This is a genomic window from Streptomyces sp. 1114.5 (assembly GCF_003635085.1).
Taxonomy (GTDB): domain Bacteria; phylum Actinomycetota; class Actinomycetes; order Streptomycetales; family Streptomycetaceae; genus Kitasatospora.
Genome location: NZ_RBXE01000001.1, coordinates 5,203,912 through 5,218,300, shown reverse-complemented (window position 1 = coordinate 5,218,300; position 14,389 = coordinate 5,203,912). Strand labels below are relative to the sequence as shown.

The 14,389-nt window shown below is 72.5% G+C and carries 10 protein-coding genes; 4 read left to right on the top strand and 6 right to left on the bottom strand.

Features of this window, described 5'->3' with window-relative positions:
• Window positions 1–131: 131 nt before the first annotated feature.
• The gene (locus tag BX285_RS38595; RefSeq protein ID WP_259470650.1) at window positions 132–5,033 is read right to left on the bottom strand and encodes a Pls/PosA family non-ribosomal peptide synthetase; all 4,902 of its coding nucleotides are present in this window, start codon (window positions 5,031–5,033) and stop codon (window positions 132–134) included.
• Between the two features lie 559 nt (window positions 5,034–5,592).
• On the opposite strand from BX285_RS38595, the gene tpx reads away from it, so the two are divergent.
• Entirely contained in the window at window positions 5,593–6,093 is a 501-nt protein-coding gene (tpx, locus tag BX285_RS23015) for a thiol peroxidase (protein ID WP_097234559.1), read from the top strand.
• Window positions 6,094–6,241: 148 nt separating this feature from the next.
• Window positions 6,242–7,594, top strand: coding sequence for a M64 family metallopeptidase (locus BX285_RS23010; protein WP_259470648.1), 1,353 nt, complete (start codon window positions 6,242–6,244; stop codon window positions 7,592–7,594).
• A gap of 146 nt (window positions 7,595–7,740) precedes the next feature.
• Here the strand turns inward: BX285_RS23010 and BX285_RS23005 are convergent, their stop codons facing one another.
• Together BX285_RS23005 and BX285_RS23000 are read right to left on the bottom strand one after the other, a co-directional pair.
• Entirely contained in the window at window positions 7,741–8,106 is a 366-nt protein-coding gene (locus BX285_RS23005; RefSeq protein WP_143685881.1) for a hypothetical protein, read from the bottom strand.
• Window positions 8,107–8,360: 254 nt separating this feature from the next.
• Entirely contained in the window at window positions 8,361–9,983 is a 1,623-nt protein-coding gene (locus BX285_RS23000; protein ID WP_121177857.1) for an alpha/beta hydrolase, read from the bottom strand.
• Between the two features lie 233 nt (window positions 9,984–10,216).
• On the opposite strand from BX285_RS23000, the gene BX285_RS22995 reads away from it, so the two are divergent.
• On the top strand, window positions 10,217–11,329 hold the full coding sequence (locus BX285_RS22995; protein WP_121176974.1) for a Rieske 2Fe-2S domain-containing protein: 1,113 nt from the start codon (window positions 10,217–10,219) through the stop codon (window positions 11,327–11,329).
• Window positions 11,330–11,380: 51 nt separating this feature from the next.
• Window positions 11,381–11,815, top strand: coding sequence for an Immediate-early protein 2 (locus tag BX285_RS22990; protein WP_097239713.1), 435 nt, complete (start codon window positions 11,381–11,383; stop codon window positions 11,813–11,815).
• Window positions 11,816–11,840: 25 nt separating this feature from the next.
• Here the strand turns inward: BX285_RS22990 and BX285_RS22985 are convergent, their stop codons facing one another.
• The 3 genes from BX285_RS22985 to BX285_RS22975 are packed head-to-tail and all read right to left on the bottom strand — an operon-like array spanning window position 11,841 to window position 14,381.
• Entirely contained in the window at window positions 11,841–12,755 is a 915-nt protein-coding gene (locus BX285_RS22985; RefSeq protein ID WP_121176971.1) for a RimK family alpha-L-glutamate ligase, read from the bottom strand.
• Window positions 12,752–13,576 (bottom strand): hypothetical protein, encoded by an 825-nt coding sequence (locus BX285_RS22980; RefSeq protein WP_121176969.1) that lies wholly within the window; start codon window positions 13,574–13,576, stop codon window positions 12,752–12,754. The genes BX285_RS22985 and BX285_RS22980 overlap by 4 nt, the downstream gene beginning before the upstream one ends.
• A gap of 7 nt (window positions 13,577–13,583) precedes the next feature.
• Window positions 13,584–14,381 (bottom strand): hypothetical protein, encoded by a 798-nt coding sequence (locus BX285_RS22975; RefSeq protein WP_147465216.1) that lies wholly within the window; start codon window positions 14,379–14,381, stop codon window positions 13,584–13,586.
• Between the last annotated feature and the right edge of the window lie 8 nt (window positions 14,382–14,389).

The following is a 14,389-nucleotide window of genomic DNA, read 5'->3' as shown; positions in this document are numbered from 1 at the left end:
TGAGCGGGTGCTGGTGCGTGAGCGGATGCCGGTGCGTGAGCGGGTGCCGGTGTCCGGGCGGCACCTGGGCCCGGTCCCGGGGCCGTGTGCGGTGCCCCGTCCCGGGGCCGTGTGCGGTGGCCGGTCCCGGGTCAGCGGGTGGTGCTGCGGCGGCGCCCGTGTTGGGCGCGCCGGCCGGGGGGTGGGGTGGGGTCGGCGTTCCAGGCGGCGACGGGGTTGCCGAGCCAGCGGGTGGCGCCGGGGACGTTCTCGCCGCGCATGACGAGGGAGGCGGGGCCGACGCAGGCGCCGGCGCCCAGGGTGGCGTTGAGCAGGACGATGGAGTGCGGGCCGGTGGTGGAGCCGGCGCCGAGGTGCACGGGGCCCAGGCGCATGACGCGGTCGTGGAAGAGGTGGGTCTGCAGGACGGTGCCGCGGTTGACGCTGGCGCCGGCTTCGACGGTGACCAGATCGCTCTCGGGCAGCCAGTGGGTCTCGCACCACACGCCGCGCCCGATGCGGGCGCCGAGGCTGCGCAGCCACACGTTCAGGTAGGGGGTGCCGGTGATGGTGTGGCCGCCGAAGGGCATGGCGAGTTCCTCGACGAAGGTGTCGTAGAGCTCGTTGCGCCACACGAAGGTGGACCACAGGGGGTGTTCGGCGGGGCGGAAGCGTCCGACCAGCAGCCATTTGGCGGCGGTGGTGAGGGCGCAGGCGATGACGGCGGCGCCGATGAGGACGAGGCCGGCGCCGGCCAGGGCGGTGCCCAGGCCGTAGGCGTCGCGCAGTTCCTGCAGGACGGCGAGGACGAGGTCGCCCAGGAGGGCGGCGAGGATGACGGGCAGCAGCCGGCACGCTTCGACGCCGGCACGCGCCCACATCAGGCGCCGGGGCGGGTTGTAGGTGCGGGCGTCGGCGCCGCTGTCGGCGACGCGAGGCAGCGCGAAGGCGGGACGGCCGAGCCAGGAGGAGCCTTCGGGGGCGCCCTGGGGGGCGTCGGACAGGACGCCGACAAGGCAGTTCGCGGGCAGGTGGCGGCCGGGGCCGACGATGCCGGAGTTGCCGACGAAGGAACGGCGTCCGATGTGGGCGGGGCCCAGACGCAGCCAGTTGCCGCGCAGTTCGTAGGGGGCGATGAGGGTGTCGTCGGCGAGGAAAGCGCCGTCGTCGACGTGCATGAGGCCCGGCAGGGCCAGGACGGTGGAGGCTTCGACACGCCGGCCGATGCGGGCGCCGAGCAGGCGCAGCCACACGGGGGTGAACAAGCCGGCGTAGAAGGGGAACAGGGTGCGGCGGGCGGTGTCGCTGAGGCGGCTGACAGCCCAGGCGCAGAAGGCGACACGGCCGTCGGCGCGGTGGTGGCCGGGCGTCAGGGGCAGGGAGAACAGGCGCACGAGCAGCACTATGAGCGCGGCGTGGCACAGCAGGGTGAGAGCGGCGAGGGGAATGGTGGCGGGCAGGAGCTGCAGGAGGGCGTCGGCCAGGGTGCGGTCGGTGTCGATGAGGGGGTAGACGATGGCCAGGGCCGGCAGGGCGGAGATGACCGGGACGAGGCCCAGGAAGGCGAAAGCGGCACCGTAGGCGAGGTTCCAGGGATTGCGGGTACGCGCAGCGGGGGCGGGCTCGGCGGGCCAGCAGGCGCCGGGTCGGGCGGCGGGGCGGGCCGGGGAGCCGTGCCAGTGTTCGCCGGCAGGGACGGCGGCGGTGACGCAGGAGCCCGGGGCGATCTCGGCGCGGGCGCCGATACGGGCGCCGGGCATGAGGGTGGCACGGTGGCCGATACGGGCGCCTTCACCGACGTCGATGCGGCCCAGGTGGAGAGTGTCACCATCGAGCCACCAGCCGGCAATGTCGGCTTCGGGTTCCAGACAGCTGCCGGCACCCAGGCGGGCGAGGCCGGTGACAGGAGGCAGAGTGTGCAGGCGCACGCCCTCCCCGACCCGGCAACCCAGAGCACGGGCATAGCGCACCGCCCAAGGGGTACCGGCGAGCGCCGCGGTAGCAAACAGCGCGGTGTAGCGTTCGGCAGCCCACAGACGCAGATGGACATGACCACCACGGGGATGACTGCCAGGGCGGATACCGGCCGTGAAAACGCGGGCGCCGACGGCGGCGAGCAGGGTACGGCCGGGGGCACTGTAGAAGAGAACGAGACCGGCAGCAACGGGCCACCAGGAACTGTGCGGGGCCCAGGAAAGATGGTTACCGGTGAGATTGTCCAAAGCAATGAGCGCCAGGATCCAACGCAGCCCGGCAAGAGTGAACATGACCAAGAGCAGCAAGCTCTGCCAGACCACGGCAGTACGCGGGATACCGCGCACCGGGCGCCACCGCACACCGGCAGCCGGCTCACCATGCCCAGCCCGCCCGCCAGCCGTACCGGCAGTGCCGCGGGTGCCGGCAGTGCCGGCAGTGTCGGCGGTGCCGCCGAGGCCGGGGCCGGCGGTGCCGGCAGTGTCGCGGGTGCCGGCGGGACCGGCCGTTCCCGCGGTTCCCGCGGTGTCGGGGGTGTCGGGGGTGGTGGGGGGTGCGGTGGTGGGGGTGAGGGTGTCGAGATAGGCCGCGAGGTCGGCCAGGACCGGGTGGGCATACAGATCGGCGACAGAGACGCCGCCGTGACGGGTACGCAGCTCCGAGACAAGGCGGGCAGCGGTGAGGCTGGAACCACCGAGGACGAAGAAGTCATCACGGAGACCAGGCGCGCTACCCAGCAGCCGTTCCCACTGCGCGGCGAGCAGACCGGCAGTGCCGCCGAAACCGGGACCGGCCGTTCCCGCGGTTCCCGCGGCGGTGGCGGTGCCGCCGAGGCCGGGGGGTGCGGTGGTGGGGGTGAGGGTGTCGAGATAGGCCGCGAGGTCGGCCAGGACCGGGTGGGCATACAGATCGGCGACAGAGACGCCGCCGTGACGGGTACGCAGCTCCGAGACAAGGCGGGCAGCGGTAAGGCTGGAACCACCGAGGACGAAGAAGTCATCACGGAGACCAGGCGCGCTACCCAACAGCCGCTCCCACTGCGCGGCGAGCAGACCGGCAGTACCGCCGAAACCGGGACCAGCCGTTCCCGCGGATCCCGCGGCGGTGGCGGTGCCGGCGGTGTCGGGGGGCGCGGTGGTGGGGGTGAGGGTGTCGAGATAGGCCGCGAGGTCAGCCAGGACCGGGTGGGCATACAGATCGGCAACAGAGACGCCACCGTGACGGGTACGCAGCTCCGAGACAAGACGGGCAGCGGTAAGGCTGGAACCACCGAGGACGAAGAAGTCATCACGGAGACCAGGCGCGCTACCCAACAGCCGCTCCCACTGTCCGGCGAGCAGACCGGCAGTACCGCCGAAACCGAGACCGGCCGTTCCCGCGGCTCCGGCGGCGGTGGCGGTTCCGCCGAGGCCGGGACCAGCCGTTCCCGCAGTTCCGGCGGCGGTGGCGGTGCCGCCGAGGCCGGGACCGGCCGTTCCCGCAGTTCCGGCGGTGCCGCCGAGGCCGGGGCCGGTGGCGGTTCCGGCGGTGGCGGTGGTGGTGGTGGTGGCGGGGCCGGTGGTGGTGGTCAGGGGCCAGGGCAGAGCGGCGCGGTCGACTTTGCCGGAGGTGCGGGTGGGCAGGGAGTCGACGAGGGCGAGGACCGGGACCAGCGGGGCGGGCAGCTGTTCGAGGAGGTGGCGGCGGGCGGCGGCGAGGTCGGGGGTGGTGTGGGGGCGGGCGACGAGGTAGCCGACGAGCAGGTCGGCGCCGGCGGGGGTCTTGCGCACGGCGGCGGCCGCGGCCCGGATACCGGGCAGGGCCTGCAGGGCGGCGTCGATCTCGCCGAGCTCGATACGCCGGCCGCCGAGTTTGACCTGGTCGTCGGCACGGCCGAGAAAGACCAGGCCTTCGGGGTCGTTGCGCACCAGGTCGCCACTGCGGTAGACGCGCGGTGAGGACAGGGCAGGGTGGGCGCTGAACTTCTCGGCGTCCTTGACGGGGTCGAGGTAGCGGGCGGTACCGACGCCGGTGATCAGCAGTTCACCACTGCCGTACCAGGGCACGGGGTTTCCGGCCGGGTCCACGACGGCGATCTCCCAGCCGTCCAGAGGGGCACCGATGCGCACAGGACGGCCGGGCAGCAGACGGGCGGCAGTGGCGACGACAGTGGTCTCGGTAGGACCGTAGGTATTCCAGAACTCGCGGCCGCCGATGGCCAAACGCTCGACGAGTTCGGCCGGGCAGGCTTCACCGCCGACAATGATCAGACGCACCGCCTCCAGACATTCCTGCGGCCACAAGGCGAGCAGGGTAGGAACGGTGGACACCGCCGTGATACGCCGCTCCACCAGCCAGGGGCCGAGATCGCTGCCGGCTTTGACGAGAGAGCGCGGGGCAGGCACAAGGCAGGCGCCGTGACGCCACGCCAGCCACATCTCCTCACACGAGGCATCGAAAGCCACCGACAAACCGGCCAGGACACGATCACCAGGGCCCAAGGGGCGATGGCGCAGGAAAAGACGGGCCTCGGCATCGACGAAAGCAGCAGCGGCACGGTGAGTCACCGCGACACCCTTGGGACGGCCGGTCGTACCGGAAGTGAAGATGATCCAGGCATCGTCAGCGGGCGCAGGCCACGCCGGGCGCCCACCCGGACGAGCGCACCCCGCATCCAGGACAGCGTCCGCGCCCAGGACAGCACACACACCGGCATCCCGCCAGATCATCTCCGCGCGCTCGTCGGGATCCTCGGCATCCACCGGAACGTAAGCAGCGCCGCAGCGCAACACGGCAAGGATCGCGACGTACAGGCCGGCCGTACCCGAAGGGATACGCACACCCACGCGGTCACCACAACCGATACCACGGGCGGCAAGCGAAGCGGCCAGGACATCGACCCGGCGGAGCAGAGCACGATAGTCCAGCACGACCTCGCCGGTATCGAGCGCGAGCGCATCGGGATGGGCGTCAGCAGTAGCAGCAATGACATCGAACAAGCTACGCGGATGCGCGGGCCGCGACAACGGCCAGCCCGCCGCCTGACCCGGATACGGGCGGTCCAGCGTGCCCGGACCCGACAAGTCGTCACGTGCGTCCATCAGATGGGATTCCCTCGACTCCGGTCGTACCGACAGCACAAACAGACCGTGACAACAAGCGGCACACGCGTCACCGGACGGCAAACGCGCCCACCCACCATGACCCCACCGATGCCGCACCGGACGCAGCCAGCACACGATCACAGACAATTCTCATGAATCTGCACCGAACAACCCCGACAACAAAACAAACCGAACACCACCCCGGGTACCGCCGATCAACCCGCCGATGAAGCCCAAACACCCCACCACACGACACCACCCCAGCAAAACAAGGAGGGCGACGAACACCACCGCGCCCGGCACACTACCGACAACCAGGAAACGACAACCCCACCAAGGAGCTCACGGGTGTGGGCTTCACGCTCCCCGACCCCCGCGCGGACGCGGGCGCGGACACCAACACGGGGGCGGGCACGCAGGCGTGAGGCGGAACAGGCCCTGTCCCGGCGGGTAGGGGGGTGGGTGTCCGGTCGGTGGTCACCCGGTGGGGGTGGCGGGGCCGGGCAGTAGGATCGGCGGCGTTGCATTCCCGTACACCGCCGGTAGGAGGCTTTTCATGGCTCAGGTCACGCTGAAGGGGAACCCGGTCCAGGTCGGCGGCGCGCTGCCCGCCGCCGGCGCCCAGGCCCCCGCGTTCACGCTGGTCGGCGCCGGACTCGCGGACACCTCGCTCAAGGACTTCGCCGGACAGCGCAAGGTCCTCAACATCTTCCCCAGCATCGACACCCCCACCTGCGCCACCTCCGTGCGCACCTTCAACACCCAGGCCGCCGCCCTGGAGAACACCGTCGTGCTGTGCATCTCCGCCGACCTGCCCTTCGCCCAGGCCCGCTTCTGCGGCGCCGAGGGCCTGGACAACGTCAAGACCCTCTCCACCCTGCGCGGCCGCGACTTCCACGACACCTACGGCGTCGCCATCAACGACGGCCCCCTCGCCGGCCTCACCGCCCGCGCCGTCATCGTCCTCGACGAGAACGACACCGTCCTGCACACCGAACTCGTCCCCGAGATCGCCGACGAGCCCGACTACCAGGCCGCCCTCGCCGCCCTCAACTGACCCACCCCGCACCGACACCACAACGGCCCGCCCCCACACCACGGGAGCGGGCCGCCGTATTACCGGTCGGCGGCCGGTGAATGATTGTCAGGTCCTCGACATGGGAAGGGGGCGGGCCACAGGCCATTCACCCGGGAGGACGACACCCGTGCACCGCACTGCCGCCAGAACCACCACCGCGCTGCTCGCCGCCGCCCTGGCCGCGGCGCTCCTCGGCTCCGCCCCCGCCTGGGCCGCACCGGGCGACCGCGCGCCGACCGACCAGGCCGCCGACCTCGTGTCCGCCGGGGCGGCCACGCGTCCGGTGGAGGCCTTCGCCGAGGACGGCAGCATCTCCCGCGTCCAGGCCCCGGCCGTCTCACCCTTCCTCGCCGTCCGCCCCCAGGGCGTGGCCCCGGTGCAGGGGGACGGCGACGTGACGCCGCTGGTCCGCAACGGCGACCCGGCGACGAAGCTGGACGTGGTGGTGATCGGCGACGGCTACTCCGCGCAGGAGCAGGAGAAGTTCCGTACCGACGCGGCCGAGAAGTGGCGGGAGGTGACCGCCGTCGAGCCGTACGCGACGTACCGCGGGCTGTTCAACGTCTGGGCGGTGTCCGCCGTTTCGCCGGAGTCGGGGGTGACGGGGGATCCGGACCAGGCGACGGTGCGGCACACCGCGCTGGGCTCGTACTTCTGGTGCGACGGCGTGGAGCGCCTGCTCTGCGTGGACGAGAAGGCGGTCGAGCGGTACGCCGCCAAGGCCCCGCAGGCGGACCTGGTGCTCGTGGTGGCCAACAGCGCCAAGTACGGCGGCGCCGGCTACAACGACGTCAAGTCCCCGCTCGGCTACGAGGGCATCGCCACCGTGGCGGGCGGGAACGCGAAGTCCGGGCAGATCGCGGTGCACGAAACCGGCCACTCGCTGGGCAAGCTCGCCGACGAGTACGCCTACGACGGCCAGGGGACGTACCAGGGCGCGGAGCCGGCCGAGCCCAACATCAGTACGCTGACCGCCGACCGGATGCGGCAGCAGGGCAGCAAGTGGTCGCGCTGGCTCGGTCAGGCCACCCCGGACGGTGGCACGGTCGGCACGTACGAGGGCGGCGGCTACTACCCGACCGGGCTGTACCGGCCGACCGAGAACTCGATCATGCGCTCGCTGGGGCGGGAGTTCAACCTGCCCGGGCGCGAGGCGATGATCGCCGGTTTCTACCGCCACGCCACCCCGCTCACCAGCCCGACCGCCGAGGGCAGTTGGCTCACCGGCGCCGACCGCCTGGCCGTCGACCTGCCCGTGCCCGGCACCCGGCTGCGCTGGTACCTGGACGGGCGCGAGCTGGTCGCACTGCGCGACCGCACGGCGCTGGAGCTCGCCGACCTCAAGCTGACCGGGCCCCGCTGGCGGCCGCACCTGCTCACCGCCGTCGCCACCGACCCCACTCCGGACGTGGCCGACCCGGCGCTGCGGACGAACCTGACCGCGAGCCTGACCTGGCCGGTGACGCGCCAGGCGGGCTGATCCCCCGTCGCACGTCGCGTCGGAGCGGTGAGGCGGGGTACGGCTCGGGCCCGGCAGCGGTTGTGCTGCCGGGCCCGAGCCGTACCCCACCGATGCGCAGCCACCGTGCCGCCGGCGCCCCGCCGGCGCCCCGCCGGTGCGCCCGGTCAGTGCGGGCGGCGCTGCGACGGGACGACCGGCGGGCGGCGCCGCAGCGGCGCCAACTCGCGCTCCAGGGTGCGGACGTCCAGCGCGATGCGGGCCGCGATCTCCCGCGGGGTGGTGCCGAGGGGCATCCGGCGCGACCAGGAGCGGGGCTTGGCCGGGCCGTCCTGGACCATGTGGAAGTTGAGCCGCATCACGTCGGCCACGTCGACCAGGCTCACCAGGATCCGGGTGTCCGCGAGCTCGATGCTCACCTCGTTCCCGATGCAGGAGCAGGCCACCAGTCCCTCGATGTCCTCCTCGGCCAGGTACCTGGCCAGGGGGACCGCCCTTCCTCGGACCAGAAACGGACGTTCGACCGGATTCACCGGACCCGCCTCCTCCCCCAGCACGCGCAGGACGCCTCGGCCGCGGCGCATGCGCGCCGCGACGGACCGGGGCCCCCGCCCATGCTCCACCACATCCACGCCGGGCGCCAACTCGCTTTCCCGTCCGGTGAATTGGGTGAAGTCACCGACCCGGCGCACCGGCGCACGCCCCGGCGCACCCGGCCCGTGCCACTGGCCGGAGGCGGCCGCCCCGGTTCACGGAAGCGGCCGCCCCCCCGGTTCGGCGCGGACGGCTACCGCAGGACGCCGCGCACGGCCTCCGGGTCCGTCGGGGCGAGCCCGGCCGGCGGCGCGGCCTTGGCGGTCGCCGGCGGCGGGGTCACGTACACCGGCGCCGGATCGGCTTCGGGCGCGCAGGTCTTGGCGATCCGCCCCTTGCCCTGGGGCAGGCTGCCGTCGCGCAGATAGGCGGTGAAGGTGTCGTCCAGGCAGGCGTTGCCGTGGAAGAGGATCTCGTGGAAGCTGCCGCCGTTCTGGACGACGAGCCTGGAGCCGGGCAGCGCGTCGTGCATGGCGAGGCCGCCCTCGTACGGGGTGGCGGCGTCCTCGGTGGCCTGGAAGAGCAGCACGGGGGGCAGGCCCTTACCGGTGATCTTCAGCCGGCCGGCCGGGTTGCCCTGGTACGGCCAGAACATGCAGGCGGCGTTGTACCACATGTTGTTGTAGGTGTAGAAGGGCGCGACGGCGTCGACCTTCGCCTGGTCCTTCTTCCAGACCTCCCAGTCGCGCGGCCAGGCGTTCTCGGTGCACTGCGCCGCGTTGTAGGCCGGGAAGGCGCCGTCGTCGGCGCCCGGGGCCGCGTACCGGTTGTAGGCGATGTTCAGCGGGCGGGTGTCGTGCTGGGTGACGTACGCGGAGAGGACGGTGGCCATCCGGGGCCAGCGCAGGAAGTTGTAGCCGCCGCCGTAGAAGGTGTCCTCGAACTCGGCCGGGCCGATCCTGCCGGGGGCGGGGGCGGCGTCGACCGGGTCCTTGCGCAGGGCGTCCTCGACCTGGTGGTAGGCCTGCTCCACGGCGGCGGCGTCGGTGCCCAGGTGGTAGACGGAATCGGCTTTGGCGGTCCAGGCGGCGAAGGCGTCGAAGCGGCGCTGGTGTTCCTTGTCCTGCAGGATGTTGTGGTCGTACCAGCTGATGGTCGGTCCGACGATGCTGTCCAGCACCATCCGGCGCACGTGCGAGGGGAACAGCTGGCCGTAGGTGGAGCCGAGCGAGGTGCCCCAGGAGCCGCCGTAGAAGTTGATCTTCGGGACTCCGAGCGCCCGGCGGATGCTGTCCATGTCGCGGGCATTGTCGACGGTGCTCATGTGCGGCAGCAGCCAGGACCAGTCGGCCGCGCAGTCGGCGGCGTAGCCGGCTGCCTTCTTCAGCCAGACCTTGGAAGTGCCCTGGCTCACCTGGTAGTCGGGGCGCTCGCCGTCGAAGTAGTGGGCGTCGCAGACCACATGGGGGTCGCTGCCGTTGGTGCCGCGCGGGTCGAAGCCGATCCAGTCGTAGGTCGAGGCGACGTCCGCCGGGATCTGGCCGGAGATGTACGCGGGCATCCAGAGACCGGAGTCGCCGGGGCCGCCGGGGTTGAGCAGGATCGGGCCCTGCTGCTTGTCCTTGGGCGCGGTGGCGGGGAGCCGGTTCAGCTTGATGCTGATCTTCCGCCCGTGCGGGTCGGTGTAGTCGACCGGCACGTCGAGCATCGCGCACTGCAGCGCGGGGGCGGTGGCGTCGTTGCAGGAGCTCCAGACGAGCTTTCCCTGGCCGGTGTCCACCAGGTCGGTGGCGTCCGGCCCGGCGGCGGAGGCGGAGGTTCCGCCGAGGGCGGCGACGGCCGTGACGGCCGCGAACAGGGCGGTGGCTTTTCTCATGGAGAGCATGATGTGACATGTGCAATGGCACATCCAGGGGGTCGACCGGAATTTACCAAGCTTTGACCGCTTCGATTCGACTGCCGGATCTGACTGATCATCAGACTTCCACCTCTCTGGGGAAGTTGGACGTGCGCGTGCTCACGATCCGTGGCTAGCATCTGAAATGCATTCTGTTCGAGCGCTAATCGCCTGGGAGGGGCGGCGCCGGACGGACCCCGACAGGAGAGTTCATGCGCGTGTCCCACAAGCACGTCCACCCCGTCAGCGACCGCCCCACCGCGGCCGACCTCGCCCTGCCACCGGCGCTGCCCTACCCCGACGGCTGGTCCGCACTCGCCTTCTCCGCCGAGCTGCCGCCCGGCACCGTTCTCACCCGCCAACTCGCCGGTGAGGACGTCGTGTTGTACCGGATGCGGAACGGCCGACTGCGGGCCATCCGCCCGTACTGCCCGCACCTGGGCGCCCACCTCGGCCTGGCGGCGGTGGAAGACGACGACCTGGTCTGCCCCTTCCACCGCTTCGCCTTCGACGCCGACGGCCACTGCGTGCGCACCGGATACGGCACCCCGCCGCCGAAGGCCGCCCTGGCACAGCTGCCGGTGCGCGAGGTGAACGAGGCGGTCCTCGTCTGGCGCCACCACGACGGCCGGGAACCGGACTGGGAGGTCCCGTCCTGGCACGTCCTCGACGACGGCCGGCAGCCACTGCGCCACGCCTCCTTCGAGATGCCCGGCTACGCCCAGGACGTCATGGAGAACTCCTTCGACCTGGGCCACTTCGTCACCCTGCACGGTTGGCCCCAGGGCGAGTTGGCGGCGCCGGTGGAATTCGACGGCACCCGCTTCCACATCTCGATGCGGGTGCAGGAGACCTTCCCGCTGCTCGGCCTGCGGCAGGTCGACGTCGAGGTCGACGGGTACGGCCTCACCGCGCTGCACACCGACGTCCGCACGCCCTCGCTCGGCCTGGAGATCTGCTCGCTGGTGATGGCCACCCAGGTCGCCCCCGGCCGGATGCAGCTGCGGCAGGCGAGCCGCTTCGTCATGCGCGAGCCGGCCGGCCTGCCCCCGGTCCTCGCCCGCACCGTCAGCCGCGCGGTCACCGCGATGCTGGCCGGGCCGATGTTCAAGCGCAACCTGGAATTCACCGCCGCCGACTTCCCGATCTGGTCCACCAAGAAGTACCTGTCGCCGCCCAGGCTCGCCCCCGGCGACGGGCCGATCGGCGCGATGCGGCACTGGGCCCGGCAGTTCTACCCGCCGGACCAGCAGGCGCACCTCCCGGCGCCCTCGGCCTCGCTCACGGGCGAGAGTCGCAGTCCCAGCGGCGTCGCGCGCGGCTGAGCCAGGCAGCCGCCGCCCGGCGGGTCGGCCGGGCGGCACTACGGTGGGCCCATGGCCCGCTTCGTCCTGACCCGCCGTTCGCCGCTGCCGCCCGCCCGCTGCTGGGAGCGGCTGACCGCCTGGCCCCGGCACGGGGAGCGGGTGCCGTTCACCCGGGTCGGGGTGGCCCGGGGCACCGGCCGGGAGGCGGGCGACGTGGTCCTGGCCCGGACGGCCTTCGGGCCGCTGCGCTTCGACGATCCGATGGAGATCGTCGAACTGGTCGCGCCCGGGCCCGGACGCGACGGGCTCTGCCGACTGGTCAAGCGCGGCCGCCCGGTCCGCGGAGGGGCCGTGCTGCGCGTACGGGCGGTGGGCGGCGGCAGCGAGGTGGTCTGGGCGGAGGAGTTGCTGATCGCCGGGCTGCCGCGCTTCGCCGATCCGCTCGTCGCTGCCGTGGGCCGGCTCGTCTTCGGCCGGGTGCTGGAGCGGCTGTTGCGGCCGTAGCCGGAGCCGGTCTCGGGCCGGTCCGTCAGCGGTCCGCGAGGGCGCGGGCGACGGCGCGGGCGATCGGCTGGCCGGTGTGCGCCTCGAAGTAGCTGAACGCGGGGCTGGGGTTGACCTCGAAGCAGTAGACCTCGCCGTCGTCGCCCAGGAGCAGGTCGATGCCGGCGAAGTCCAGCCCTAGTCCCTCGGCCAGCAGCAGGCACCGCCCGGCCAGGTCCTCGGGCGGCTGCCACGCGGAGAGTTCGGCCCGGCCGCCGTCCTGGTGGGCGTAGCGGTAGTCCACCCGGTCGGTCCGGATCAGGGTCGCGAACAGCCGACCGGCCACGGTGTGCACCCGGAGGTTGGTGCCGGGGACGTAGCGCTGGAACTGCACCGGGCAGGAGCGGATGAGCGGCAGCCGGTCGAGCGCGGCCCGGTCGAGGATCCGGACGATCGAGCGGACGCTGCTGATCGACTTGTAGGCCAGCATGCCGTGGCGCGCCCTGAACTCGTGGACGAGTTCGGGGTCGTTGGTGACCAGGGTCTCCGGCACCCGGAACCCGGCCCGGGCGATCAGCTGGGCCTGGTACGGCTTCGACAGGTTGGACATGGTCGCGGTCGCCCGGTTCATCACGCGCCCCGGGGCCAGTTCGATCCAGGTGCCGACGGCCTGGTGCCAGCTCCGGCACCGGCGGACGGTCTCCTCGCCCGCCGCCCGTACCTCGGGCAGTACCCGCCAGTCCGTCAGCCGGGTGTAGATGCCGGTGACGGCGGCGAGGTCGACGGACGTGCCGTGGTCGAGCAGGTGCCCCCGGACCCCGGTTCCGCTCACCTCCAGCTCGAACGGCAGCTCCAGGAAGCGTCGTTGGTGGAGCATGGTGTGGGGCAGCCCGAGCTCGTCGAGCGCTGCGGTGACCCGGGCGATCGGCGACTCACTGGCGATGCCGCAGACGACGATCATCGGGGGCCCGGGGACAGCCCCTTGAGGTGGTCCAGCAGACGGTCGAGGAAGGCCTCGCCGCCGACCCGGAGGTCGGGCAGGGGGTCCGCCCCGCCGAAGACCGTCCGGTGGTTGCCGCCGTCGGGGGGCACGTCGGTGCCCGGCAGTTCGGGCCCCACCACGTCGATGCCCAGCAGTTCGGTGCCGGCCAGCCGGGCGAGCCGGGCGTACGCCTCCGGATCCTCGTCGGCGGGCGCGCCGCACACGTGCCCGCCGAGCACCAGCACGCGCCCGGTCACGGCGGCCGCCGCCCGTTGCGGGGCCTCCCCCGGTCGGTCGGTCAGCCGTAGTGGCGACACCACCAGCCCGGCCCGGGCCGCGAGCACGGTCCACTCCGCCGCCGAGCGCCAGGGCCCGTACAGGCCGCTCGCGGTGGGGCGGTTGACCGAGACCGGGGCGAGGCAGGTGAGCAGGCTGAGCAGCAGGGCGTTCAACTCCTCCTGCACGTAGCCGGCCTCGCCCCGGTCGTCCTTGGTTTCCCCCTCGGTGCCGGACAAGGTGTCGGACAAGGTGTCGGACACGGTGCCGGGCGGCGCGGGCCCGACGGCCACGCCGACCGCCCGATTGAGCACCCCGTCGACGTCATCGCTGGCCAGCACGCGCCCGTCGGGCAGGCCCACCTCGAAGCGGGCGCCGTACCGGTCGATGCGGTGCACCGTCCGCGGGGAGCCGACCAGGGCCTGTGGGGACAGCAGTTCCAGTGGCGCCAGCCCGCGCGCCCGCAGCCCGGCGTACGCCCACAGCGCCGCCCGGTCGCGCGGGTCGCAGAGCACGAGCCACATGCGGCGCCTACCCTTCGCCGGTGGGTCGATCGGTGGGTCGATCGGTGGGCCGAACGGCGGGCCGGTCGGTGAGCAGCGGACCGAACGGGGTCTGGAGGCGCGTGAGCAGGAGCGTCTTGTTCACGCTCACCGGCTCGTTGCAGTCCAGGACGAAGGGCTCCACGAGTGACGGCCCGTGGAAGGAGTCCTTGGTCACGGCCAGCACGAGCGCGTCGCAGGAGTTGGGCGCGACGCTGTCCGGGCGGCTCTTCAGGGAGTAGCCGGCCCCGAGGTCCGTCTTGACCGGGTCGGTGAAGATCAGCGGCCCGGTGCCGATGTTGGCGACGGGCACCGTGACGTCCGGGACGGCGAAGCCCACTTGCACCTCCACCTCGACCCTGGGCTCCATCACCAGCCGGGGGTGGGTCGCGTCCTGCACCGATCCCGCCGAGGTCCACACGAACCCGGGTTCCTCGGGGTCGGTGTTGATGACCCTCAGCTGCCAGGTGCGGGCGACGCCCAGGCCCGCCATGTCCACCTCCACGGTGAACACGTCGTCGGTGTCCCTGGTCCAAGAGGCCGTGGCCACCCGGTGTCCGGCCCCGTCGTTGACGGGCGCCGTCTCGGGAGCGGCCGGGACGGACGTGATCAGCCCCTTGTCCACCTTCAGTTCGAGGTCCGGCGCCCGGCCGCCCAGGGCCGCGCAGTTCGGCCCGATCGCCACCACCTGCAGGAACCACGGCGTCACCGTGGGGTCGACGAGGAAGGGGACCAGCCCGCCGGTGGCCTGGGACGCGAGCCTGAGCCGGCCGGTGTCAGGAAACATGTGGAACA

Bases quoted from the DNA above. Each gene is read 5' to 3' on its own strand.
- BX285_RS22985 (WP_121176971.1), bottom strand. From the start codon at position 12,755: ATGATCGTCGTCTGCGGCATCGCCAGTGAGTCGCCGATCGCCCGGGTC.
- BX285_RS22975 (WP_147465216.1), bottom strand. From the start codon at position 14,381: ATGTTTCCTGACACCGGCCGGCTCAGGCTCGCGTCCCAGGCCACCGGC.
- tpx (WP_097234559.1), top strand. From the start codon at position 5,593: ATGGCTCAGGTCACGCTGAAGGGGAACCCGGTCCAGGTCGGCGGCGCG.
- BX285_RS23000 (WP_121177857.1), bottom strand. From the start codon at position 9,983: ATGAGAAAAGCCACCGCCCTGTTCGCGGCCGTCACGGCCGTCGCCGCC.
- BX285_RS22995 (WP_121176974.1), top strand. From the start codon at position 10,217: ATGCGCGTGTCCCACAAGCACGTCCACCCCGTCAGCGACCGCCCCACC.
- BX285_RS38595 (WP_259470650.1), bottom strand. From the start codon at position 5,033: ATGGACGCACGTGACGACTTGTCGGGTCCGGGCACGCTGGACCGCCCG.
- BX285_RS22990 (WP_097239713.1), top strand. From the start codon at position 11,381: ATGGCCCGCTTCGTCCTGACCCGCCGTTCGCCGCTGCCGCCCGCCCGC.
- BX285_RS22980 (WP_121176969.1), bottom strand. From the start codon at position 13,576: ATGTGGCTCGTGCTCTGCGACCCGCGCGACCGGGCGGCGCTGTGGGCG.